Below are 23,844 nucleotides of genomic sequence, written 5' to 3' on the forward strand. Positions count from 1 at the left end.
CGTCAGCCCCGCCTGCGCTGATCGCGCGGCGGCACCCCGTTGGGCCCCTCGATCGAGCGCGCATAGGTGGCGACGGCGAACGCCGCCGACGGCGCCATGATCTCCAGCGCGCGCCGGTCGACGTTGACGATGTCGTCGCGGCGGGTGTGGTGGTTCGGGTCGAACGGCACACCGGGCCTGCCACCCCACAACCGGGCCTGCACCGCCGACTTCCGCTGCGCCGCACCGCTCGTGACACCGCCGAACGGTATCCCGGCCGCCCGGAACGGGTCGTAGTCGGTGACGTCGGCCAGCGGCATGTCGGCAGTGCGCACTCCGGCCAGGTTCAGATAGCCGGCCAGCAGCCGTTCGATCCCGGCGGAGCCCTGCGGGACGTCGATCGGCGGACCGCTCGCCGCGGACTGATCGCCGTCGTAGGTGAAGTAGCCGGCGTTCGGCGAGCCCAGCATGTCGAAGTTCAGGTACAGCGCGATGTCGGCGAGCTGTTCGTCGTCCAGGCCGCGCACGTAAGCACGTGAACCCTCCAGGCCGATCTCCTCGGAACCCCAGAACCCGAACCGCACGGCGTTGGCGATCTGCGGGGAACTGCCCAGCTGCAGCGCCGTCTCGAGGACCGCCGCCACGCCGGTGCCGTTGTCGTTGATACCCGGCCCACCGCCGACGCTGTCGAGGTGCGCACCGGCCATCACGACGTCATCGGTGTTCCCGGTTCTGGTCTGGGCGATGACGTTTCGTGACGTGACCATGGTCGGCCTGCCGTCAAGGCGCAGATTCACCGGCGCCGTGGTGCGGCGCAGCGCCGAGTTCGCCGCCGGGTCGATGATGCCGACGGGCATCGTGAGCCCGCGGTAGTACCCGGGCGTGAACAGCGTCGGTGGGCTGCCCTCGGTGCCGGAGAGTGCGACGAGTACTCCGACCGCGCCCTCGGCGAGCGCGGTGTCGTGCTTTGTCACGACCGAACATCCGGTGTCGTCGACGACCGCGATCGCACCGGTGACGTCGACGCCGTCGTAGTCGGCCCGGCTGCATCCCGCCGGTTTCGCCGGGCGTAGGGAGAGCGCGGTGATGCCGTCGGATCCGGTGTCGATCAGCAGTGATGCCTTCTCCACCGCGTGCCCCCGTCCGGCGGCGGTGAGCCGTGGGTTGCCACCGTCGGTACCGCCGTAGCGCTCGAACTCCGGGGTCTGTACGTCGAAACCCTTGTCGCGCAGCGTGTCAGCCACATAATCGACGCTCGCGTCGTAACCACCCGTGCCCTCGGAGCGCCGACCGCCGTGGGCATCGGCGATCTGCTGCAACGCGTCGAGGTGGACGTAGAGGGCGTCGGCGGTGATGCGGGCCGCCAGGGCGGCCGGATCCGGCTGCGGGGGTGGCGGTGCGGGCGAGGAGCACGCGGCGGCGAGCGCCGCCGCGAGCACCGCCGCGGTGACCGCAACCAGCCCCCGCATCGTCACGACGGTCCGGCCGGGTGACGGGTGCGGTCCTCACGGATCGGGATCCCGTTGCGGCCGCGCTGATCCTGGGCGTAGAGGCCGACCGCGAATCCGGCGCCGCGGCCATGGATCTCCTGGGACGTGCGGTCGATCTCGTTCAGCGTGTCGGTCTTCTTGTGATAGTTCGGATCGAACGGTCGGTTGGCCTCGCCGCCCCAGACGTCGGCCTGCTCCACCGATTTGTCCACCTCGGCGCCCGAGAACAGTCCGCCGGAGGGGATTCCGGCGGAGGTGAACGGGCCGTAGTCCGAACGGCCGTCGAATGCGCTGTCCTGAGCCGGTTTTCCGGCGTCATCGAGGTAGGCGGCCAAGGTGCGCTCGATCCCTGCGGACCCCTCAGGGACCCGCGGGATGCCGGTGTTCGGATCGGGTGGCGCGGACTGATCACCGTCCAGGGTGAAGTAGCCCGGATTGGGTGAACCGACCATGTCGAAGTTGAGGTACAGGGCTATGTCTCCGAGTTGCTCCGCGTCGAGCGACTCGATGTAGTTCGCGGAACCGAGCACGCCCAATTCCTCGGCACCCCAGAACGCGAAGCGCACAGCGTTGCGGATCTCAGGTGAGCCCCCGAGCCGGCGCGCGGTCTCCAGCACCGCCGCGACACCGGAACCGTTGTCGTTGATACCCGGGCCTTCCGGCACGCTGTCGAGGTGTGCGCCGGCCATCACGACGTCGGTGGTCGATCCGGTTTTGGTCTGCGCGATGATGTTTCGGGTGCGGCCCTCTCGCACCCCGGCCTCCAGCCGCAGGCTCACCTCCCCCGGCTCCGCCCGCAGCCCCTGGCCCACGACCTTGGTCACCCCGACCGACGGAATCTTCACATCGGTGTCCGCGCCGAGTGTGGCCTGCCAGTTGTCGCCGTCCTCGTTATTCGCCACGATCAGCGCGACCGCACCGCGTTGCGCGGCCACCGACTGCTTCACACCGAACGGGCACTCGCCGCGATCGACCAGCACCACCGCACCCTGCACGGGGAGACCGTCGTAATCCTCGACGGTGCACCCCGGACTGGCCTCGCTCCGGGCGACGACCAGCGGACCGGTCACCCCCGGGGGCGGTGTGCCGATCGTGTATTCGAGCGGCTTGGCCTCCACGGCCCGGCCGGCGACCGTGAGCTCCGGCTTCTCCGCGAACGGCACCTCGACCTCGAATTCGGGTGTCTGCACGTCGAATCCGCTGTCCCGCAGCGTCTGGACGACGTAGTCGACGCTGGCGTCGTAACCAGGGGTGTCGAATGCGCGGTTGCCACCGTGGGCGTCGGCGATCTCCTGCAGTCTCTGGAGATCGGCCATCATCGCGTCGGCGGAGATCCGGCCGGAGAGTTCCTCGGCGAAAGCCTGGGCGGCGGGCGCAGCCTCCGGTGTGGACGAGGGGGGCGCCGTCGGCGCGGGTCCTGTGTCGTCTGCACATCCGCCGAGCGACGCGGCCACCACCACGGCCATCAGCGGAGCGCCCACCGCCGTCAGCGTCCTACGCACCATTGCATCCACGTTAGCGTGACCGCGCCGGTGCGTACCGCCGCATCAGGCGTCGCGGCGGTCGACGACCACCACGGCCGCGACGAACACGATGGCCACCACCGCGGTGAAGTAGCAGACCGCGCCGACATGTCCCCAGGGCACGTCGTACGAGGGGAACAGCCAAGCGACGCCCAGGAATTCGAACATGTTCGCGAATGGCAGATAGATGCCGATCTCGCTGCCCACGTTCGGCATGTTGCCCAGGATCGGCTCGACCACCAGCGGCCACATCAGCAGCACCGCGACCGCGCCTGCGGCGAACCGGATCAGCGCCCCGACCGCCACCCCGAGGACGGCCGCCAGCATCGCGTAGAGGGTGACCGCGCCGACGGCCCGCCACGTGGAACCCTCCCCCGGCGGCAGCCCGGCGATGATCACGGCGATGAAACTCGTGGCGGCGGCGCACAGTCCGCTGAACACACTCGTGACCACCGCCTTGGCGATCAGCACCAGCGGCCGGCGGGGCACGGCCAGGAACGTGGAGCGGATGAGGCCGGAGCGGTACTCGCCGGTGACGGCCAGCGACGACAGGATCATCAGCACGGGAACTCCGAAGACGGCGACCCCGAGGATCGCCTCCTCGGGCGTCATCCGGTCATAGGCGCTGCTGGCCGCGACCAGCATCGCCGTCACCCCCAGCGACAGCACGACGACCGCCGCAGCCGACCACAGCGGGGAGCGGGTGGTGGTGAGCTTGATCCTCTCGGAGTCCAGCACCTCGAGCGCGCTCATCGGGCTTCTGCCCGGTAGTCCACGGCGTCATCGGTCATCTTCAGATACGCCTCCTCGAGCGACGCCCGCTGTGGGCTGAGTTCGTGCAGCGTGATGGCATTGCGCGCCGCCAGGTCGCCCACCACTTCGGCGGCGACGCCATAGACGGTCAAACCGCCGTCGCGGTGATCTCCGACGGTGATGCCTGCACCCGCCAACGCATCCCGCAGCTGATCGGACTGCGGGCTGCGCACCCGCACGGTGTCACCGCCGGAGCGGCTCACGAACTCCGCGACCGTCGTCGAGGCGATGAGCCGGCCACGGCCGATCACCACCAGGCGGTCGGCGGTCTGCGCCATCTCGGAGAGCAGATGGCTCGACACCAGCACGGTGCGCCCCTGCTCGGCCAGGGTGCGCATCAGCGTGCGCACCCAGTGGATGCCCTCCGGATCCAGCCCATTGACCGGTTCGTCGAACAGCAGCACGGGCGGGTCGCCGAGCAGTGCGGCGGCGATGCCGAGGCGCTGGCTCATTCCCAGCGACAGCGTGCCCGCCGGGCGGTCGGCCGCCGGGGTGATGCCGACGATGTCGAGCACCTCGTCGACCCGGTCGGCTGGGAGCTTGTTGCTCGCCGCGATCCATCGGAGGTGGTTGCGGGCGGTGCGGTTGGGATGGGCCTGCCGGGCGTCGAGCAGCGCGCCCACCACCCGCAGCGGGTTGCGCAGATCGCGGTAGGCGCGGCCGTCGATCGTCGCAGTACCGGAGGTGGGGCGGTCCAGCCCGAGGATCAACCGCATGGTCGTGGTCTTGCCCGCGCCGTTGGGACCGAGAAATCCGGTCACCACCCCCGGCTCTATCGAGCAGGTCAGCCCGTCGACGGCGACGGTCGGACCGTACGTCTTGGTCAGTCCCTCGAGTGCGATCACACGTCCATGGTGTCAGCTCCGCGCAGCGACGATCATGTCGGCGACCGCACGCATGCCGTCTGCGTTGGGATGCATCGGGGCGGGACGGCGCGGCCACGGGACTCCGGGTTTCGTGGTCCACGGCTGCGCCGACCAGGCGTGATGGTCCCGGCTGGCCTCGGCGGCGCGCACCCAGCCGCATCCGGTCTCGGCCGCCACCGCGCCGGTGAGGCGCTCCAGCGTGTCGGCGATGCGCCGGCCGAGCGCGACGTCGGTGTCGGCGAGCGGCGGCGCGGGCGTCCCCGCCGGGGGAAGCAGGGTGAGGTAGTCGACGAACAGGACCCGCGCCTGCGGCGACCGGGCGCGTACGGTCGTCGCGACCCTGCGCAGCGCACCCTCGACCGCGACGAGGGCGCGGTCGCGTTGGGAGCGGTCGAACAGGTCGCGCACCGGGGGCAGCCATCGCAGTGCGCGGGGTAGGCCCGCGGCCATCAGCATCGGCACATAGCCGACGTCGTTGCCGCCGATCGTCACCGTCACCAGGGTCTCTGTGCCGTCCAGCGCGGTGATCTGCGGCGGGGCGCCGTGCTGTGCCTCGTCGAGCACGTGCGCAGTCGTCGCACCCGAATAGGTGACGTCGATCAACTCCAGGCCGAGTGCCTCGGCCACCAGGTGCGGATAGTTGCGCGCCGACCGTCCGGCCCGGAACGGCGCCCCGTCGGCCTTGGGTCGGATCCCCGGTCCGGCCGCCATGGAGGAACCGAGGGCGACGTACCGGCTCATCGACCGGCTCATACAGCGGGACTGGACGCCTGCGCCCAGTAGCGCTTCGGGATCCGGCCGGCGTGCCGGGCCAGGTGGCCGGCGGTGACGGCGGCGGCCATCGCGGCAGCCATCTTCGGCGGATCGGCGGCGCGGGTGACGGCGCTGGCCAGCAGGACCGCGTCGCAGCCCAACTCCATCGCCAGCGCGGCGTCGCTGGCGGTGCCGATCCCGGCGTCCAGGATCACCGGCACGCCCGCCGCCTCGACGATCATCTCGATGTGGTGCGGGTTCGCGATGCCCAGACCGGTGCCGATCGGCGAGCCCAGCGGCATCACCGCGGCGCACCCGATGTCCTCGAGCCGGCGCGCCAGCACGGGATCGTCGTTGGTGTAGGGCAGCACGATGAAGCCGTCATCCACCAGTTGTTCTGCGGCACGGACCAATTCGACGGCGTCGGGCAACAGGGTGCGCTCGTCGGCGATCACCTCCAGCTTCACCCATTCGGTGCCGAGGGCTTCGCGACCGAGTTGCGCGGTGAGCACCGCCTCGGCCGCGCCGCGGCATCCGGCGGTGTTGGGCAGCGGTGCGATACCGAGCCGGTTGAGCAATTCGAGCACCCCGGTGCCGCCCTCGACGTCCACGCGGCGCATCGCGACGGTGGTCAGCTCGGTTCCCGAGGCGACCAGCGCCGCCTCGAGCACCGCGAGGTTGGGCGCTCCGCCGGTCCCGCAGATCAGCCGCGAGCCGAACGCACGGCCGGCGATGACGAGCTTGTCCGTGTCGGTGTCCGTGCCCTCGGTCGCGTCGCTCCTGGGGCTAGCCACCCTGCACCGCCGTGACCACTTCCACGCGCGCGCCGTCGCGCAACGGGGTCTGCCAGTCCGCGCGCGGCAGCACCGACCAATCCACCGCGACGGCGATGCCCCGGTCGGGGAACCCCATCTTCGTCACCAGATCGGCCACCGTGGTGGTCTCGTCGACGTCGACGAATTCGTCGTTCACGGTCACTCTCATTGACGCCCCCTCATGTCGTGGCTCCCACTGTTGCTTCGAGTTCGGCGGCCACCTGCTGCGCGGTCCACGGCGCTAACAAGAAGCCGTTGCGGCCATGGCCGGCGGCCACCATCGTGCGGTCGTCGAGGCGCCGCACCAGCGGCAGCCCGTCCGGTGTCATCGGTCGCAGCCCGGCGGCGCATTCGGCGAACTCGTACTCGCCCAGGGCGGGCATCACCGTGCATGCGTCGTCGAGTAGATCGCGCACCCCGCTGACCGCGGGCGCGGTGTCGCGCCCGTGTTCGTACTGCGTCGCCCCGACCACCACGCCGTCGGCGCGCGGCACCAGATACACCTGTCTGCCGTGCACGCGGGCCCGCACCACCCGGCGGGGTACCGGCATACAGCCGCGCCGCCAGCGCAACCGCAGCACCTCCCCCTTGACCGGGCGGATCGGCAGGTCCGGCCACAGCGCCGGAGCGTCGACGCCGTTGGCGATCACCCGCATGTCGACGTCGTCGACCGCGGACAGCTCGTCCACCGGCGGCGCCCAGTGCACGCCGAGTCGTTCGCACTGCGTGGCCAGCGCGTCGACGACGGCGCGGTTGTCGACGGCGAATTCGGTGTCGGCGATGAATCCGTGTCGGATCCCTTGCGCCAGTAGAGGTTCCACATCGCGCGCGGTCGTGGTCAGCGTCACCGGATGGCCTTGTGCGGCCAGCCACTGGCCGACGGTCTTCAGATCCGCGGCGTCGGCGCGGTCGACCGCGACGACCAGCGATTCACGCGCGGTGACCACCTCGGGCGGCAGCCCGTCGAGGAAGCCCTCGTGCCACAGTCGCAGCGATTCGAGCCCGATCCGCAGCAGTTCGTGCTCACCGGGCCAGCCCTCACTGTGGGGGGCGAGCATTCCGCCGGCCACCCACGACGCACCCTTCTCGGGGCTGCGGTGCACGCGGACCGTCCAGCCGTCCTGCGCCGCGCGGCGGGCGACCGCGAGCCCGATGACCCCGCCGCCGATGACGGCTGCGGTCGGGTTCCTGGCCTGACCCCTGGGCTGATTTGTAGGCATCTGCACCTCCCTTCGCCGGCATGACCCGGATCAGGTACGACGGTCAGGGCCGGCTGCTGGCCCACTCTCAGCCCCGCGTCCCCGGGACTCCCGTGTCGGCCATCCACGGTAGTCGCTAGCGTGCGGTTGTGCACCAACCCACCTCACGCCCGACTCCGGACCTGCGCGACGCCCGGCTGTACCTGTGCACCGACGCCCGCCGGGAGCGTGGTGACCTGGCCGAATTCGCCGACGCGGCACTGGCCGGCGGGGTCGACCTGATCCAGCTGCGCGACAAGGGGTCGGCCGGCGAGAAGACGTTCGGACCGTTGGAGGCGCGCGGGGAACTGGCCGCGCTCGAGGTGCTGGCCGACGCCGCCCGCCGACACGGTGCACTGCTGGCGGTCAACGACCGCGCCGACATCGCGCTGGCTGCCGGCGCCGACGTCCTACACCTCGGCCAGGACGACCTGCCCCTGGACGTGGCCCGCGGGATCATCGGGCCCCGCCCGCGGATCGGGCGGTCCACCCACGACCGGTCGCAGGTGATCGAGGCGACGACCGAGGACGTCGACTATTTCTGCGTCGGTCCGTGCTGGCCGACGCCGACCAAACCAGGCCGGCCGGCGCCGGGCCTGGAGCTGGTCCGGGAGACGGCGGCGCTGGCGCCGGAGAAACCGTGGTTCGCGATCGGCGGCATCGACGAGGAGCGGCTCCCCGAGGTGCTGGCCGCCGGCGCGCGGCGCGTCGTCGTCGTCCGGGCCATCACCGCGGCCGACGATCCCGGTGCCGCGGCTAGGCGCCTGCGCGCGGCTCTGACTGCTGTCCGTTGACCAGCAGCGGGATGGTCGCGGTCACGCTGCGCAGCCGCTGCCAGCTGGCCGCGAATCCCGGGTGCAGCGGCAGCGAGTCCACCTCGTCCTCGCCGACCCAGCGCAGTTCGGCGCTCTCGCGGTTGGGCACGGTGTCCAGTTGCTCGGCCGCGTCGGCGATGACGGTCGTATAGGTCCACGCCGGGCCTTCGCTGCCGATGATCTCGGCCGTGACCACCGTGGTCCGCACGGTCAGCTGATCGGAGGGCAGCCCGGCCTCTTCGTGCGCCTCGCGCACTGCGGCCTGTTCGGGGGTCTCGTGGCTGTCGCGGGCGCCGCCGGGCAGCCCCCACGTGCCGCCCTGATGGCTCCACGGCGCGCGGTGTTGCAGCAGGACTGCCGCCGAGCCGTCGGGACGCGGCGCCCGCAGCAGCAGACCGGCCGCACCGTGCCGTCCCCAGAAGCGGCCGCCGCCCTCGGCGAACACCCAGCCGTCTCCGTCCCCACGCACGCGTACAGGATAGTGCGGGCGACCCGCCGATGGCGGCGGCCCGAATGGCAGGTGATTCTTAGAATTCTCAGATACGTTGGACCCGTCGGAACGTCGCCGGATAGATGAGGACCGCACACAGGTGACTGTGGAGTTGGCGCACCCATCGACCGAGCCCCTCGCGTCCCGGTCGCCGACCACACCCGCGCATCCGCGCTGGTGGTTCCTCTGGACCACGCCAGGCCGCATCCTCACCATCGGCCTCGTGCTTTCGGCGCTCGCGGTGGCCAGCGCCCTGGCCACGTCCACCACGATCGATGACCGTCAGCAGGCGCTGACGACGGTGCTCAACCACACCGAACCGCTGTCGTTCGCCGCCGGCCAGCTCTACACCCGGCTGTCGGTGGCCGATGCGGCGGCAGCCACCGCATTCATCGCAGGCACCGAACCGCGCGACGTCCGGCAGCGCTACGAACAGGCGATCACCGACGCCGCGGTGGCGCTCACCCGCGCCTCGAGCGGACTCACCGACGAGGATCTGGTGCAGCTGCTCGGCCGGATCAACGCCGAACTGGCCGTCTACACCGGTCTGGTGGAGACCGCGCGGACCAACAACCGGGCGGGCAACCCGGTCGGCTCCTCGTATCTGTCGGAGGCGTCGTCGCTGATGCAGGCCAAGATCCTGCCCGATGCGCAGCGCCTGTACGAGGAGACCTCGGCGCGGGTGGATCAGGAGACCACCGCCTCCACGCGGATCCCGGCGCCGGTGATCCTGGTGGTGCTGGCGACGCTGCTGTTCGGTCTGTTCGCCAACCGCTGGCTGGCGCGGCGCACGCGGCGGCGCGTCAACATCGGATTCGTCGCGGGCGGGCTGGCCGTGCTCATCATGGTGCTCTGGGTGGGCACCGCGCTGACGATCTCGACCGCAGACAGCCGCAGCGCCAAGAGTTCAGGCGCCGAATCGCTCAAAACGATCACCACGCTGGCCATCACCGCGCAGCAGGCACGCGCCGACGAGACGCTGGCGCTGATCCGCCGCGGTGACGAGGAGGTGCGCAAACAGTCCTACTATCAGCGCATCGACGTGATGCAGTCCCAGCTGGCGGAGTTCTTGGACCGCGACAACTCGATCGACAAGACCGACCTGGCCGCGGCGGAGAGTCTGCTGACCCGCTGGCGCGCCGCCGACGACCGCATCAACGCCTACATCGCCGTCGGCAACTACCAGGCAGCGACGCAGGTGGCGCTGGGCACCGGAGAGGACGATTCGACGCCGGCGTTCGACCAGCTGAACGAGGCGCTGAACAAAGGCATCGAGCAGAGCCGCAACCAGCTGCGCAACGACATCCTCAACGCGCGCCGGGTGTTGTCGGGCGCGACGGCAGGTGCTGCGGCGCTCAGCGTCGTCGCGGCGATCGCGGTGGCGCTGGGACTGTGGCCGAGGTTGAGTGAGTACCGGTGATGAGCGCTCGCGCGAAGAACAGACAACGGTGATGAGCGTGTTGAAACCGGTACTGAGCCTGCTCGCCGCGATTGCGGTGCTGGCCGGCTGCGCACAGGCCGAATCCACCGAGCCGACGCCTGGGGTGACGCTGGCGCCGCCGACACCGGCGGGCATGCAGGAGCTGCCTCCGGAACCGGTGGCCCTGCCCATGCCGAACAACGACAACTGCGACCGCACCGCGAGTCTGCGGCCCTTCCCCACCGAAGCCGAGGCGCAGGACGCCGTCGCAAACATCCGCAACCGCGGTCGGCTCATCGTCGGTCTGGACATCGGCAGCAACCTGTTCTCGTTCCGCGATCCGATCACCGGGAACATCACCGGATTCGACGTCGACATCGCCGGCGAGATCGCCCGGGACATCTTCGGCAGCCCCACGCAGGTCGAGTACCGCATCCTGTCATCGGCCGACCGGATCGCCGCCCTGCGCAACAACCAGGTCGACGTCGTGGTCAAGACCATGACCATCACCTGCGAGCGCAAGAAGCAGGTCGCGTTCTCGACGGTGTACCTGACCGCCAACCAACGCATCCTCGCGCCGCGCGATTCGGCGATCAGCCGGGCGTCCGATCTGAGCGGCAAGCGGGTGTGCGTCGTGAAGGGCACCACCTCGCTGCGCCGTATCCAGCAGATCAGCCCACCGCCGATCATCGTCGCGACGGTGACGTGGGCGGACTGCCTGGTGGCGCTGCAGCAGCGGCAGGTCGACGCGGTCAGTACCGACGACGCGATCCTGGCCGGCCTGGTGTCGCAGGATCCGTATCTGCACATCGTCGGGCCCAGCCTCAACGAGGAGCCGTACGGCATCGGGGTGAACCTGGAGAACCCGGGCCTGGTGCGGTTCGTCAACGGCACGCTGGCGCGCATCCGCCGCGACGGCACCTGGTATGCGTTGTACCGCAAGTGGCTGACGGTGTTGGGGCCGGCGCCGGCGCCTCCGGTGGCAAGGTACGTGGACTGATGTCGGACACCGAACACCTCACCGGCTCGGACGCCGACGCCGACACCGACGCCGACACCGATCCCGGCACGCAGCCGGCGAGCCTCGACGACCTCGAACTCGATTCGGCGTCGACGATGCGGCCGATGGCCACCCAGGCGGTGTACCGGCCGAACTTCGACGATTCGGACAGCATCGGATTCCACACCGGCGACACCGAACCACAGGACCACTCGACCACCGTCGTGCGCACGCTGTCGCCGGTGCGCCGGCTGGGCGGCGGGCTGGTCGAAATCCCGCGGGTGCCGGCGAAGGATCCGCTCGAAGCGTTGATGACCGATCCGGTGGTGGCCGAGGCAAAACGGTTCTGCTGGAACTGCGGACGCCCGGTGGGCCGGTCGACGTCGGACGGCGCCGCCCTGTCGGAGGGTTGGTGCCCGCACTGCGGCAGTCCGTATTCGTTCCTGCCGCAGCTCAATCCGGGTGACATGGTCGCCGAGCAGTACGAGATCAAGGGCTGTATCGCCCACGGCGGACTGGGGTGGGTGTACCTCGCATTCGACCACAACGTCAACGAACGCCCCGTCGTACTCAAGGGTCTGGTGCATTCCGGGGACGCCGAGGCACAGGCCATCGCGATGGCGGAGCGGCAGTTCCTCGCCGAGGTGACACACCCCGGCATCGTGAAGATCTACAACTTCGTCGAGCACGAGGACAAGCACGGCAACCCCGTCGGCTACATCGTCATGGAGTACGTCGGCGGCGCGTCACTCAAACAGGCCAAGGGGCAACGGCTTCCGGTGGCCCAGGCCATCGGGTACATGCTCGAGATCCTGCCCGCACTGGGCTATCTGCACTCGATCGGCCTGACCTACAACGACCTCAAACCCGAGAACATCATGCTGACCGAGGATCAGGTCAAGCTGATCGACCTCGGTGCGGTGTCGACGATCAACTCGTTCGGATACCTCTACGGCACCCCCGGCTATCAGGCGCCGGAGATCGTGCGGACCGGGCCGACGGTGCAGAGCGACATCTACACCGTCGGGCGGACGCTGGCGGCGATGACACTCGATCTTCGCACCCGCAAGGGCCGGTACGTCGACGGATTGCCCGAGGGTGATCCGGTTCTCGTGCAATATGATTCGTTCGCCCGGCTGTTGCGCCGCGCGACCGATCCCGATCCGCGGCGCCGGTTCGCCAGTTCCGACGAGATGTCCTCCCAGCTGCTCGGCGTGCTGCGCGAGGTGGTCGCGAAGGACACCGGGGTGCCGCGGCCGGGTCTGTCGACGGTGTTCTCGCCGACGCGGTCGACGTTCGGGATCGATCTGCTGGTGGCGCACACCGACGTCTACGTAGACGGTCAGGTGCATTCGGAGAAGCTGACCGCCCAGGAGATCGTCAAGGCGCTGCCCGTCCCCCTGCTCGATCCGGCCGACGTCGGGGCGACGGTGCTGTCGGCCAGTGTGCTCAGTGAGCCGGTGCAAACGCTGGATCAGCTGCGCGCCGCGCGCCACGGCGCGCTGGACTCCGAGGGCATCGACCTCTCGGAATCGGTCGAACTGCCGCTGATGGAGGCGCGCGCGTTACTCGACCTCGGCGACGTCGCGAAGGCCACACGCAAACTCGACGACCTGGCCGCACGGGTGGGCTGGCGATGGCGGCTGGTGTGGTTCCGGGCGGCGGCGGAGCTGTTGGCCGGCGACCTCGACGCGGCAACGAAGCACTTCACCGAGGTGCTCGACACGCTGCCTGGCGAGTCGGCACCCAAGGTGGCGCTGGCCGCGACCGCCGAGCTGACCGGCGCCGACATCGAGGACACCCAGGCGCGCAACTTCTACCAGTCGGTGTGGAGCACCGACCGAGGCGTCATCTCGGCGGGTTTCGGCATGGCTCGCGCCCAGTCCGCCGAAGGCGACCGCGACGGCGCCGTCCGCACGCTCGACCAGGTGCCCGCCACCTCACGGCATTTCACGACGGCGCGGTTGACCAGCGCTGTCACGCTGCTGTCGGGCCGGTCGTCGAGCGAGATCACCGAACAGCAGATCCGCGACGCCGCCCGACGGGTGGAGGCGCTGCCGGACTCCGAGCCGCGGGTGCTGCAGATCCGTGCGCTGGTTCTCGGCACGGCGATGGACTGGCTGGCCGACAACGACGCGAGCACGAACCACATCCTGGGTTTCCCGTTCACCGAACACGGTCTGCGGCTCGGGGTGGAGGCGTCGCTGCGGGCGCTGGCCCGCGTCGCGCCCACGCAGGCCCACCGCTACGCGCTGGTGGACCTGGCCAACAGCGTGCGGCCGCCGAGCACGTTCTAGCCGTCGCGCTGTCGAGTGTGCGGCCATGGCGCCGAGTGTGTCGTCAGGGCGGTTTCCGCGCCGTTTTCCCGTCCTGGGCGCACACTCGCCGCCGTCATCGCACACTCGCCGACCGAGACGCCAGCGCCAACCGGATCCGACGCAGAATGTCGACCGGATGGTCCTCCTTGACGACCCGCACGACGAGCCACCCGGCACGTTCGAGTCTCTCGGCGCGATGAATGTCGCGGGTGTACACCTGCCGAGTCGCCTGGTGGTGTTCGCCGTCGTACTCCGCGGCGACCATCGGCTCGTCCCAACCCATGTCGAGGTAGGCGAACGGCATCCCGTCGGCGTCGGCGACGGGGATCTGCGTCCGCGGTCGGGGCAGGCCGGCACGGAGGATCAGCAGCCGCAGCCAGGTCTCTTTCGGCGACTCCGCGCCGGGATCGACCAGTTCGAGCGCCGTCTCGAGTTGTCGTAGCCCGCGTGCACCGGGATGTTGTTGCGCCACTCGCAGAACCGCGTCGAGCGGTAGCCGCGTAGCCCGGCTGAGCGCGTCGAGTCGCGCCACCGCCTGGTCGAGTCGGTCCCGCCGCCCGAGGTCGAACGCGGTCCGGGCGGGGCTGGTCACGGCGAGACCACGCAGCATCTGCTGCTCCCCGTCGAGGAGGACGTCGCGCCGGATCGCGATGCCCTTCGGGGGCCGGGGATTGGCGTGGATCAGCTCGACGGGGACGTCATCGTCGATCCATTTCGTTCCGTGCAGCGCGGCCGCCGCCAGCCCGCCGATCGTGGCGCGTCCGCCCGACCACAGCGAGGCCGCCGAGATCCGTTGCTGCAGAGATGGCGTCGCCATATTCGGGAGGTAGACATCCGGATACACCGCGCGGAAACGCGTGCGCAACTGGTGGCGGTTCAGCGCTCCGCACGCCAGCGCGCGGCTTCCGACGAAGGGGACGGTCGACGAGTCCATATCCGGACGATGACGCGGCGGCCCGACACATCCGGTCGGTCACCCGCGATCCATCCACAGCCGTGAGTGTGCGTTCACGGCGCCGAGTGTGTCGTCAGGGCGGTTTCCGCGCCCATTTCCCGCCCTGGGCGCACACTCGACGCCACCAGTGCACACTCGACGGGCTCGACGGGCTCGACGGGCTCGACGGGCCGCGTGAACGCGCCGTCAGATCACCTGCACGCACGCCCGCGCGATCGCCAACTCCTCGTTGGTCGGGACGACCAGCACCGTCGTCGGCGACGCATCGGCAGAGATCCGGCGTGCCGTCTTGGCGGGGCTGTCGTTGAGGTGCTCGTCGAGTTCGATGCCCAGCGGCGCGAGTCCGGACAACGCGTCGCGACGCACCGAGGCGTCGTTCTCCCCTACCCCGGCGGTGAAGGTGATGACGTCGGTGGTGCCCAGCAGCGCGAGATAGGCGCCGATGTACTTGCGCAGCCGGTGGATGTAGACGTCGTAGGCCAGGCGGGCTTCCTCGTCGCCGCCGGCGATCCGCTGGTGCAGCACCCGGAAGTCGATCTCGCCGCCCAGTCCGCGAACGCCGGCCCGCTTGTTGAGCATCGTCTCTATCTCCTCGACGCCCATATCCGCTGTGCGCCAGAGGTAGACGAGCACGCCCGGGTCGATGTCGCCGGATCGGGTGCCCATCACCAAACCCTCCATCGGCGTGAGGCCCATCGACGTGTCGACCGGCCTGCCGCCGAGAATCGCCGAGGCCGACGCACCGTTGCCAAGGTGCAGCACGATCTGACTGAGCGACTCCAGCGGAGCGCCGAGGTAGGCCGCGGCCTGTTCGCTGACGTACTGGTGTGAGGTGCCGTGGAACCCGTAGCGGCGAATGTGCCACTGCTCGGCCAGATCCCGGTCGATGGCGTAGGTGGCCGCGGCCGGCGGCAGGTCGTGGAAGAACGCGGTGTCGAACACCGCGACGTGTGGCAGATCGGGCAGCACCTTGCGCGCGACGGCGATACCGAGGACTGCGGGTGGATTGTGCAGCGGCGCCATCGGCGCGAGTTCCTCGATGCGACGCACCACCGCGTCGTCGATCACCGTCGGCTGGTACAGGTCGGGGCCGCCGTGCACGACCCGGTGCCCGACGGCGACGAGGCCGACCGAGCCGAGTTCGGCGCCCGCCTCGTCGAACAGGTCGAAGGCCAGCCGCAGCGCCGCCTCGTGATCGGGTACGCGGTTATCGCGTGTCACCTCTCGGTCGCCGACCACCAGACGTGCCGCCGACGCGTCCTCACCGATGCGCTCGATGGTCCCGTCCGCGAGCGATACACCCGAATCCGGCTGCACAAGCTGGAATTTGACCGACGACGATCCGGAGTTCAGGACGAGCACAGTGCGACTCATTTGATCCCCTGCGCTTGGATCGCGGTGATCGCGACCGTGTTGACGATGTCCTCGACCAGCGCACCGCGCGACAGATCGTTGACCGGTTGATTGAGACCCTGCAGCACCGGACCGATCGCGATGGCGCCTGCGCTGCGCTGCACCGCCTTGTAGGTGTTGTTGCCGGTGTTCAGGTCAGGGAAGATCAGCACCGTCGCCCGGCCCGCGACGGCGGAATCGGGCATCTTGGTCTTGGCGACCGACGGTTCGACTGCCGCGTCGTACTGGATCGGACCTTCCACCAGGAGGTCCGGTTCACGTTGTCGGACGAGTTCTGTTGCCGCACGTACCTTGTCGACGTCGGCGCCGGTTCCCGACGTTCCGGTCGAATACGACAGCATCGCCACCCGCGGTTCGATACCGAACTGGGCGGCGGTGCGCGCCGACGAGATCGCGATGTCGGCGAGTTGCTCGGCGGTCGGATCGGGGACGATCGCGCAGTCGCCGTAGGCCAGCACCTCGTCGGCCAGACACATCAGGAAGATGCTCGAAACGGTGTCCACATCGGGCAGCGTCTTGATGATCTCGAATGCCGGCCGCACGGTATGCGCGGTGGTGTGCATGGCCCCGGAGACCATGCCGTCGACCATGTCGTTGTGCACCAGCATGGTGCCGAAATAGGAGACGTCGTGGATGATCTCGCGGGCCTGCTCGACGGTGACGCCCTTGTGCTTGCGTAGTTCGGCGTACTGTTCGGCGAACTGGTCGCAGAGCTCATCGGTGCGCGGGTCGATCACCACCGCATCGGTGATGTCGAGGCCGAGTTCAGCTGCCCGGGAACGGATCTGCGACTCCTCACCGAGGATCGTCAGATCCGCGACCCCGCGCTGCAGGAGGCGGCCCGCGGCGGTGAGGATGCGGTCGTCCTCACCTTCGGGTAGGACGATGCGCTTGCGGTCCGAGCGGGCCTGGTCGAGCAGCTGATAGGTGAACATCTGCGGCGTGACGACCGTCGGGATCGGGATGGCGAGTTTGCCGAGCAGGTCGGCGGTGTCGACGTGTTCGTCCATCAGCGCCAGTGCCGTGTCGATCTTGCGGACGGATTCGGCGGTGACGCGTCCGCGGGTTCCCGCCACGCGCCGCGCCGTCTCGAACGTCCCGTACTCCGTGGCGATGATCGGCAGTCGCAGTTTCAGACCGGCGACCAGTTCGGCGATCGACGGGTGCAGCGGCAGGCCGCCGTTGAGGATGATGCCGGACAGGGACGGAAACCCCTCGGCGACATGGGCACTGGATACGGCGAGGACCACGTCCGACCGATCCCCGGGGGTCACGACGACGACGCCTTCGGTGAGCCGCTCCAGTACGTGTTCGGCGGTCATACCGGCCACCAGCACGTCCATCGCCTCACGGTGGAGCAGACGCTCGTCGCCGCTGAGCACGGTGCCGTCCACCGCGTCGCACAGTTCGCTGATCGACGGTGCGACCAGCAGCGGCTCCTCGGGCAGCGCGTATGTCGGCGGGCCGTCGAGCTGTTGTAGCGCCTTGCAGATCGCACCGAGTTCGGTTGGCGCACAACGGTTGGCGACCACTGCCGCGGTGTGCGCGTGCTGGGCAAAAATCTCCCCGAGGCAGAGTTCGACCACGCCGGCGACCTCCTCGGGCGTCCGGTCCTTGGCCTTGACGGCCAGTACCACCGGCGCACCGAGGTTGGCGGCGATGCGTGCGTTGGCCGACAGCTCGCTCGGGGTGGCGACATCGGTGTAGTCGCTGCCGACGATCAGCACCGCATCGCACCGGTCGGCCATGCGGTGGTACCGGTCGACGATGTCGGCGAGGGCCCCGTCGGGGTCGTCGTGGAGCCGGCGGTACCCCACGCCCACACAGTCCTCGTAGGGCAGGTCGGCTGTGGCCCGGGCGAGCAGGAGCTCGAGGATGTAGTCGCGGGGGCCTTCCGCGTCAGCGGACCCCCCGCCCTCCGGGCGCCGGGTGATGGGCCGGAACACCCCCACCTTGGCGACGGTGGCGGTCAGGCTGCGGAGAAGCCCGAGCGCAACAGTCGACTTGCCGGTGTCGCCTTCGGGCGAAGCGATGTAGATGGCGGAGATCTGATCGGATGAGCGGTTGCCGTCGATCACCCGGCCAGCTTAGCCGGGCGGCAACCCCCCACCGCATTCTCGACGCCAGTCGGCGAAAGCCTCCTCGAGCGTGAACTCCTGGGTGAAGCCGATATCGGCCAGCCGGTCGGAGCTGATGTTGGTGTCCATGTGCAGTTTCTGGATGCGCCGCGGATGGACGCCGAAGCGGGTGCCGGCCGGGTCGACGACCGCGAACGGGGTCGCCGCCGCCAGGGCGAACCGATAGGGAACCGTCGGTGGATGACGGTCCCAGCCCCACGCCTTGTTGATGGCCTCGACGTGGTCGCGGATCATCGTCGGCTGCGGATAGACGGCGTGATAAGTGTCGTGCGGCCCGTCGTCGTCGATCAGCACGCCCAGCAGGCGGACCATGTCCTTGAGGTAGATGCAGCTCTTCACCGTGTCTTGGCGGCCGATGTAGCCGAATCGCCTCCGGCTCAGACCCCGGATCAGCCGCGACATGTTGCCCTGATCGCCCGGACCGAATACCACTCCGGGTCGCACGATGCGCAGTCGGCGCCCCGGCTTGGCCACCTGCCACGCCCGCAGGATCTCCTCGGCTTGCAGCTTGCTCGCGCCGTACGCGGTGTCGGCATCGCCGAAATCACTCTCCGAGCGGCGCCAGGGACCGGGGGCGAAGGCCATCATCGAACTCGTGAACACGATGTTGCGTACGCCCGCCTCGTCGGCGACCCGGCAGAGCCGACGGGTGGCTTCTGCGTTGTTGGCGAAGTAGTCCCGCCACGGGAAACCGGGCTCCTTGGAGAGCGCGGCCAGGTGCACGATGGTCGGCGGGCATGGGTTCGGAAGGTCGCCTGCGGTGATGGTGGTCAGGTCGAGGCGCAGCGAGTCGGGCCCGGGCTGCGCCTCCCGGTCGATCCCCACGACAGTCCGGCCCCGATCCCGCAGGTCGGCCACCAGCGCACTGCCGATGAAACCCGCACTGCCCGTGACGATCACCGCATCATCGGCAGTCATCGGCATGGATTCCCCCTTCGGATCGATCTTGGCATCAACGGTCACCGGCCGCAGACTTCGACCGGGCGTGGGCGAGGTGATCGGCCAACCGGACGCCCAGTGCGAGTCCGACCAGTGTCGGATTGGCCTGGCTCGACGTCGGCAGAACCGACGTGCTCGCGACGTACAGTCCGCGCACCCCGTGGACCTGGAGGTTCGCGTCGACGACACCCCCGTCGGCGTCTGCGGACATCCGGGTGGTCCCACTCTGGTGGAACCCGGCCCACCCGCGCATGAATTTCCGTACCGAGTCCTCGGCGTCATCGGTCAACCATTCGACGCTGCCGGCGCCGTTGTCGCGCAGGTGGGCGTCGATGAGTTCGACGGTCTTACGCGCGTACTCGTAGTCGGCGTCCGAGAAATGCAGATGAGTCCGGATCTTGCGCATGCCCAGCGCATCGCGCTCGTCGGTGAGTTCGATTCGACTGTCCCAGTGCGGAAGCTGCTCGCCGTGGTAGTGGAGCGCATACCGGTTCTCGGCGCTCTTGACGAAGAACCCCGGCGCCTTGCGCCCCTTGCGGATGAGGCGGGCGTAGGTGAAGGTCACCGCAAACCGGATCGACGGCAGCAGATCACGCACGACGTTGCGCAGATGTGCCCGGATCTGTGGCCGGCCCTCGACCTTGGTGTGCGTCTCGCGGATCGCCTCGGCGAGCAGGAGCCGACCGACCGGGGAGATCAGTGTCAGGTACACCGCCGACAGGATTCCGCTTCCGTGTGCCGGATCGCTGATCGGCGGATTGACCAGCCAGACTGCCACATTGGGCATGTTCAGCTGGCGCTGCACCCCTGGGCTGAGGGTGAACCGCCGACGGACGTAGACACCGTCGTTGTCGCGCTCGTGCTGATGGATCACTTTGTCGGTGTTGAATTTCACGCGCGCGAACCGGCCCTCGACATGGGTCATGTACCAGCGTCCGAGGTGTCCACCGGCATTGCCCAGTCCCGCCGGGTGATGCCGGTCCGACGCCAACAGCAGCCGGGTCGCCTCGATGCCACCGGTCGCGACGACGTAATCGGTTGCGACGACTCGTCCTTCCCTGCCGTCGAGTGTCTTGACGACGAGGTGGTCGACGGAGTCACCGCCGGCATCGGTCACCACTTCCGTGCACGTCAGACCGGTCCACAGCGTGAGACTCGGCGCGTCGCGCAGATCGGCCCGGTACTCGCGCCCGAACCGCGTCGGCAACGCCCACCGCTCGAGATCGGTCGTCCGTACGTCACCGTCCGGAAGGCCGTCGACCATGTCGCGGTCCGCCAGCTCTGGAACATCGCGGACGTTGAACGCCGCCCGGCCGCACTGGGCCCAGTCGCAGGCCCGCTGAAGATAGGGGGCGACGTCCTCGTAGCCGATCGGCCATGGGGCGTCGGCGGTGATCGGCCGGTTCTCGAAGTCGATCGGGTCATAGGCGACGCATCGCCCGCCCCAGAGCGCAGACGCACCGCCCAGTGCACGACGCAGCGCCAGGTCGCTGCGGGTGTGGAAGTAATCGTCCTGCCGCGAATCGAAATCCGCGAGCTGTTGCGCGGTGGGATCCGATCTGTCCAAGCCGCTTTCGATGAGCGCCACCTCGACGCCCTTCCTCGCGAGCTCCAGTGCCATCGCGATCCCGATCGGGCCCGCCCCCACGATCGCGACGTCCGTCTCGATCGTCATGCCCGTGGTGAACGCTTCGGGATCCCGGATCACGCGGCGACCTGCCGGAACTCCTCGGCGAGCTGGAGGAATCGAGTCAGCGTCTCCGAATCCAGCGGAGACGCCACGGCGGCGGCCGCTTCGGCCACGCGCTCCGGCTTGGTGGTGCTGTAGAGGACCGCCCGGGAATCGGTGGCGGTTGCTGCCGAGCCGAGGATGAGCTTTGCCAGCGTCCCGGGAGCCAATGGGTCCAGCTGGAGAGCGTCGCGCCACCGGTTCAGCAGCCCGGGATCCTCGTGCAGTGCGGCAGACAGCATCCCGTACGGCCGGTTCAGCACACCGAACGTGATGTCTGCCGGGCGCGGCGCGGGGTGGAGCACGTCACTGCGTAGCTGGTCGACTCCCTCGGGTGCGAAGGGCCCGGCGAAGTCCACGCCGAGGCCCTCGTCCTGGGAAACCCCCCAGGCGCGGATCTTCCCCTTTCGGCGGGCGTCTTCGAAGAACTGGCGGAGTTCGCTGGACGCCACGGTGTCCTGCGGTTCCGGGCCATGGACGAACAGGATGTCGACGTAATCGACGCCGAGTTGCGTGAGACTCTCGTCCAGACTGCGGGCCGCGATGGTGGCGTCGTACAGCCGTGCGGCGGGAGCGCTCGGCTTCTGGCGCCGCTTGACAGCAGCCCGCAACGCCGGCGCCTTCCGGAGCACTGCCCGCGCCGGCGCTTGGAACCGGGCGAGCCGTTGCGTCATCGCCCCGACTTCGATGCCGAACTTGGTCGCGACGGTGACGCTGTCGCGGTCGACGGTGCGCAGGAACGCACCCAATTCGGCCTCCGCCATCCCCAGGCCGTACATGCGCGCGGTGTCGAAGTGGGTCATCCCGTGATCGACCGCGCTGCCGAGGACGGCCATCCGCTCTTTACGAGAGGGCGACTGCATCAGACCGCCGCACCCGAAACCGACCGCGCTGACCGTCAGCCGCGATCCTTCCAATTCGATACGCGGCAACACCGCAGCCCGCCCCCCGTTGCTCACACGCTCATCCGCCGGCCGGTCGCCGTCGACGATCCCAGACATCTCCGAGGTTATATGAGCGCAACGTCCTTCGACGTGATCTCGGGGTACGCCCCTGACAGGCTGCGGGTCAGACAGACCCGTCTGCGGTGGGCGTCCCGGCCGGCCCGGGATTCCGGCGCTTCCTCCGCATCCGCGAGATGAGATACAGGGCGACCGCGAGAACCACCAGGGCCGCGACCACGCCTCCGGCGATATAGGCGTTGCGCTGAGTATCAGACGAGGCGGACGGCGTCGGCTCGGCAGTGTCGGCCGACCGGATCTCGACGTTGACGGGCGTGCCTCCCGCGCCGGCGGCGAGCACGTCACCGGTCAGCTGAGACCAGTCGCCGACCGACCCGTCGATGTAGCCGAACAGCGGCTGCACCAGCGACCAGTCCGCAGTCGTCGACACGAGGACGACGGAGCGATTGTGCTGCGGGTCGGCGAACGCCTGAATCGATCCGAGACCCTGGCCGACGTCGACCTGCAGCTCGCTCGGCAACCGGAAATTGACGATGGAGCCGTCGCCGCTCACCGGCGGATTCAGCGACGTCTGCTGAACATTCTTGGAGTTCGCCACGATCAGCGCGCCCTTGGTGGCCTCGGCCGCGGTCTGGAGGTCGACGACCTGTGGCGTCATCTCGGTCTTGTTGGTACGCGCGATCGCGGCCACGACCCGGGCGGCGTAGTCGAGCTGATTCGGACCGCTACCGTCGAACGCCACTACGAATTCCGGACTGAACTCCGCCGGGGAGGCCGCGAAACCGCCAAGCGGTGCGCCGCCCCGGTGCACGGTCAGCGTCGACCGCGGATCGATCTGGAAGGTCATCGGCGCCACCAACGGTCCACACGGTTGATCCGGGGTGTAGGTGAGTGTGACGTCGAGATTGATCCACTGTGAGTCGAGCGCCGCGCTGTCCAGCGTGAAATCGGCGTCGAGATGGCCGGAGTTGTCGAGGGTGGCCCGATAGACGACCAGATCCTTGGAACGGACCACGACCGATGCCGCGTCGCCCGCGGGCACCGGCGTGTAATCAGCGAGCAGGTGGACGTCGACCTTGTCGAACCGGGGTCCCAGCGTTGTCCGCTGGATCCCGGCCTGCATGCTGTTGGTTCCGAGGACGTCCGTTTTCATGACGCCCACGTCCAGGTCATCGAGTGTCATCGTGTCCCGGACCGGATCGACGTCCGATCCCGCTTCGTCCACGCGGGCCGTGCGCGCCTGCGCCAGCGGCTGCAGACCAGTGGCGATCAGCGACAACTGCTCCGAGAGCGCGTCGCCATCCCCCGAGACGCGGAGATAAGCCTCTGGCGCTCCGGCGTTCTCGACGGTGAGACCGGGCTCGCCGGTCTCGACGACGACCGCGCGTTCCAGCCCGAAGGCCGGCGGCGGGACCGCGCCGCGCGGTTGGCTGACGACCGCGATGGACAGCTGCTGGGCTGCGTAGGACCGCCCCAGCGCCGATGCCAGCGTCAGCGCCGCCTGCTGCTCGGCGGCGTTGGCGTCGTTCGGCGTATAGATCGTGACTCGTCCGAGCACCGGCGCGAAGAAATTCGCCACGGTGGTCACGGGGAGCTGAACTCCGGCGAACACCGTCGTCAGGTTGCTGAGCTCCACTCGCGGAAGTGGCCGGCAGACGCGCTCTCTGTCGTCGCGTGCGCGGATCGCGAAGGTCAGGTCGGTCGCCGAGCCTCTGACGCTCGCCGCAGCTATGTCTACATCGAACGGCGTCATCACCCGACCGGGCGCTGGGGGCGGGATATCGACCGACGCCAGGAAGTTGCCCTCCCGGTCCTCGATCTCCACGTAGCCGGCGTCGACGTCCATCGGGGTGTGGATCATGCCCTGCAAGCGCACAGCGGTCAGTCCGGCCGGCGCGTTGATTGTGAAGCTGCTGCGACCGGAGCCGTACAGTTCGAACGATGACGGCTGCCCGAGAGCAGACCACGGCAACGTGGTGCCTGTCGGATCGCCAGGGGCCTCGGCGTCGTCGTCGGGTTGCGCGTGCGCTGCACCGGCGACCAACCCGCTGAGGGTCATCGGCATGAGGAGCACCAGGAACAGGGTGAGCGCGCGCGCCACCACGCTGCGACTCACAGTCCCTTCCTCAGGGGAATGGCCGGGACGCTATGGCCCTGTCCGCCACGGGCCCGCCGGGCCCCCATTTGC

20 protein-coding genes and 1 riboswitch are annotated in these 23,844 nt (G+C 69.3%); of the genes, 4 read left to right on the forward strand and 16 right to left on the reverse strand.

Annotated elements, in window-relative coordinates; all coding sequences use genetic code 11:
• Positions 1 to 2: 2 nt before the first annotated feature.
• From A5757_RS12270 to thiO, 8 genes are all read right to left on the reverse strand, one after another.
• Complete coding sequence (locus tag A5757_RS12270; RefSeq protein ID WP_066833833.1) at positions 3 to 1,448, reverse strand: M28 family peptidase; 1,446 nt, start codon at positions 1,446 to 1,448, stop codon at positions 3 to 5.
• 2 nt (positions 1,449 to 1,450) lie between these two features.
• Positions 1,451 to 2,974: a M28 family metallopeptidase gene (locus tag A5757_RS12275; protein WP_066833836.1), complete on the reverse strand. Its 1,524-nt coding sequence runs from the start codon at positions 2,972 to 2,974 to the stop codon at positions 1,451 to 1,453.
• Positions 2,975 to 3,016: 42 nt separating this feature from the next.
• The gene (locus A5757_RS12280; RefSeq protein WP_066833839.1) at positions 3,017 to 3,745 is read right to left on the reverse strand and encodes an ABC transporter permease; all 729 of its coding nucleotides are present in this window, start codon (positions 3,743 to 3,745) and stop codon (positions 3,017 to 3,019) included.
• Entirely contained in the window at positions 3,742 to 4,650 is a 909-nt protein-coding gene (locus tag A5757_RS12285) for an ABC transporter ATP-binding protein (protein WP_066833842.1), read from the reverse strand. The genes A5757_RS12280 and A5757_RS12285 overlap by 4 nt, the downstream gene beginning before the upstream one ends.
• 12 nt (positions 4,651 to 4,662) lie before the next feature.
• The gene (locus A5757_RS12290) at positions 4,663 to 5,412 is read right to left on the reverse strand and encodes an SGNH/GDSL hydrolase family protein (RefSeq protein WP_066834032.1); all 750 of its coding nucleotides are present in this window, start codon (positions 5,410 to 5,412) and stop codon (positions 4,663 to 4,665) included.
• An 8-nt stretch (positions 5,413 to 5,420) separates the two neighbouring features.
• A complete protein-coding gene (locus A5757_RS12295; RefSeq protein WP_066833845.1) occupies positions 5,421 to 6,218 on the reverse strand; it encodes a thiazole synthase in 798 nt (265 codons plus the stop codon).
• Positions 6,211 to 6,408, reverse strand: a complete 198-nt coding sequence (gene thiS, locus A5757_RS12300; protein WP_066833848.1) for a sulfur carrier protein ThiS — start codon at positions 6,406 to 6,408, stop codon at positions 6,211 to 6,213. The genes A5757_RS12295 and thiS overlap by 8 nt, the downstream gene beginning before the upstream one ends.
• Before the next feature lie 10 nt (positions 6,409 to 6,418).
• Entirely contained in the window at positions 6,419 to 7,459 is a 1,041-nt protein-coding gene (gene thiO / locus A5757_RS12305; RefSeq protein WP_066834035.1) for a glycine oxidase ThiO, read from the reverse strand.
• Positions 7,450 to 7,563, reverse strand: a riboswitch (TPP riboswitch). It overlaps the preceding gene by 10 nt.
• A 57-nt stretch (positions 7,564 to 7,620) precedes the next feature.
• Here thiO and thiE point away from each other — a divergent pair.
• Positions 7,621 to 8,271 carry a thiamine phosphate synthase gene (gene thiE, locus A5757_RS12310; RefSeq protein ID WP_197497330.1) on the forward strand — a complete coding sequence of 217 codons (651 nt, stop codon included), beginning with the start codon at positions 7,621 to 7,623 and terminating at the stop codon, positions 8,269 to 8,271.
• Here the strand turns inward: thiE and A5757_RS12315 are convergent.
• Complete coding sequence (locus A5757_RS12315) at positions 8,234 to 8,761, reverse strand: NUDIX hydrolase (protein ID WP_066833854.1); 528 nt, start codon at positions 8,759 to 8,761, stop codon at positions 8,234 to 8,236. The genes thiE and A5757_RS12315 overlap by 38 nt on opposite strands.
• Before the next feature lie 121 nt (positions 8,762 to 8,882).
• Here A5757_RS12315 and glnX point away from each other — a divergent pair, with 121 nt between their 5' ends.
• Genes glnX through A5757_RS12330 form a run of 3 tightly spaced genes read left to right on the forward strand, consistent with a single transcriptional unit; the run spans position 8,883 to position 13,499 of the window.
• Positions 8,883 to 10,202 carry a protein kinase G-activating protein GlnX gene (gene glnX / locus A5757_RS12320; RefSeq protein WP_066833857.1) on the forward strand — a complete coding sequence of 440 codons (1,320 nt, stop codon included), beginning with the start codon at positions 8,883 to 8,885 and terminating at the stop codon, positions 10,200 to 10,202.
• Between the two features lie 40 nt (positions 10,203 to 10,242).
• Positions 10,243 to 11,202, forward strand: coding sequence for a transporter substrate-binding domain-containing protein (locus tag A5757_RS12325; RefSeq protein WP_082929436.1), 960 nt, complete (start codon positions 10,243 to 10,245; stop codon positions 11,200 to 11,202).
• Positions 11,202 to 13,499 carry a serine/threonine-protein kinase PknG gene (locus tag A5757_RS12330; protein ID WP_066833863.1) on the forward strand — a complete coding sequence of 766 codons (2,298 nt, stop codon included), beginning with the start codon at positions 11,202 to 11,204 and terminating at the stop codon, positions 13,497 to 13,499. Before A5757_RS12325 ends, A5757_RS12330 begins: the two co-directional genes overlap by 1 nt.
• A gap of 94 nt (positions 13,500 to 13,593) precedes the next feature.
• On the opposite strand, the gene A5757_RS12335 is transcribed toward A5757_RS12330, so the two are convergent.
• The 7 genes from A5757_RS12335 to A5757_RS12365 form a co-directional block, all read right to left on the reverse strand.
• On the reverse strand, positions 13,594 to 14,454 hold the full coding sequence (locus A5757_RS12335) for a hypothetical protein (protein WP_066833866.1): 861 nt from the start codon (positions 14,452 to 14,454) through the stop codon (positions 13,594 to 13,596).
• 207 nt (positions 14,455 to 14,661) lie between these two features.
• Positions 14,662 to 15,849, reverse strand: coding sequence for an acetate kinase (locus A5757_RS12340; protein ID WP_066833869.1), 1,188 nt, complete (start codon positions 15,847 to 15,849; stop codon positions 14,662 to 14,664).
• The gene (pta, locus tag A5757_RS12345; protein ID WP_066833873.1) at positions 15,846 to 17,966 is read right to left on the reverse strand and encodes a phosphate acetyltransferase; all 2,121 of its coding nucleotides are present in this window, start codon (positions 17,964 to 17,966) and stop codon (positions 15,846 to 15,848) included. Before pta ends, A5757_RS12340 begins: the two co-directional genes overlap by 4 nt.
• Positions 17,967 to 17,975: 9 nt before the next feature.
• On the reverse strand, positions 17,976 to 18,989 hold the full coding sequence (locus A5757_RS12350) for an NAD(P)-dependent oxidoreductase (RefSeq protein WP_231983966.1): 1,014 nt from the start codon (positions 18,987 to 18,989) through the stop codon (positions 17,976 to 17,978).
• Complete coding sequence (locus A5757_RS12355; RefSeq protein WP_197497331.1) at positions 18,979 to 20,640, reverse strand: GMC family oxidoreductase; 1,662 nt, start codon at positions 20,638 to 20,640, stop codon at positions 18,979 to 18,981. Before A5757_RS12355 ends, A5757_RS12350 begins: the two co-directional genes overlap by 11 nt.
• A 29-nt stretch (positions 20,641 to 20,669) precedes the next feature.
• Entirely contained in the window at positions 20,670 to 21,596 is a 927-nt protein-coding gene (locus tag A5757_RS12360) for an aldo/keto reductase (RefSeq protein ID WP_066834043.1), read from the reverse strand.
• 166 nt (positions 21,597 to 21,762) lie between these two features.
• Entirely contained in the window at positions 21,763 to 23,772 is a 2,010-nt protein-coding gene (locus A5757_RS12365) for a hypothetical protein (protein WP_066833878.1), read from the reverse strand.
• Between the last annotated feature and the right edge of the window lie 72 nt (positions 23,773 to 23,844).

This window comes from Mycobacterium sp. 852013-51886_SCH5428379, assembly GCF_001665575.1.
GTDB lineage: Bacteria > Actinomycetota > Actinomycetes > Mycobacteriales > Mycobacteriaceae > Mycobacterium.

What these genes read in the sequence shown, in the direction of transcription:
- A5757_RS12270 (WP_066833833.1), bottom strand. Translation starts at nt 1,448, where the DNA reads ATGCGGGGGCTGGTTGCGGTCACCGCGGCGGTGCTCGCGGCGGCGCTC.
- A5757_RS12275 (WP_066833836.1), bottom strand. Translation starts at nt 2,974, where the DNA reads ATGGTGCGTAGGACGCTGACGGCGGTGGGCGCTCCGCTGATGGCCGTG.
- A5757_RS12280 (WP_066833839.1), bottom strand. Translation starts at nt 3,745, where the DNA reads ATGAGCGCGCTCGAGGTGCTGGACTCCGAGAGGATCAAGCTCACCACC.
- A5757_RS12290 (WP_066834032.1), bottom strand. Translation starts at nt 5,412, where the DNA reads ATGAGCCGGTACGTCGCCCTCGGTTCCTCCATGGCGGCCGGACCGGGG.
- thiS (WP_066833848.1), bottom strand. Translation starts at nt 6,408, where the DNA reads ATGAGAGTGACCGTGAACGACGAATTCGTCGACGTCGACGAGACCACC.
- thiO (WP_066834035.1), bottom strand. Translation starts at nt 7,459, where the DNA reads ATGCCTACAAATCAGCCCAGGGGTCAGGCCAGGAACCCGACCGCAGCC.
- A5757_RS12330 (WP_066833863.1), top strand. Translation starts at nt 11,202, where the DNA reads ATGTCGGACACCGAACACCTCACCGGCTCGGACGCCGACGCCGACACC.
- A5757_RS12335 (WP_066833866.1), bottom strand. Translation starts at nt 14,454, where the DNA reads ATGGACTCGTCGACCGTCCCCTTCGTCGGAAGCCGCGCGCTGGCGTGC.
- A5757_RS12340 (WP_066833869.1), bottom strand. Translation starts at nt 15,849, where the DNA reads ATGAGTCGCACTGTGCTCGTCCTGAACTCCGGATCGTCGTCGGTCAAA.
- A5757_RS12355 (WP_197497331.1), bottom strand. Translation starts at nt 20,640, where the DNA reads ATGACGATCGAGACGGACGTCGCGATCGTGGGGGCGGGCCCGATCGGG.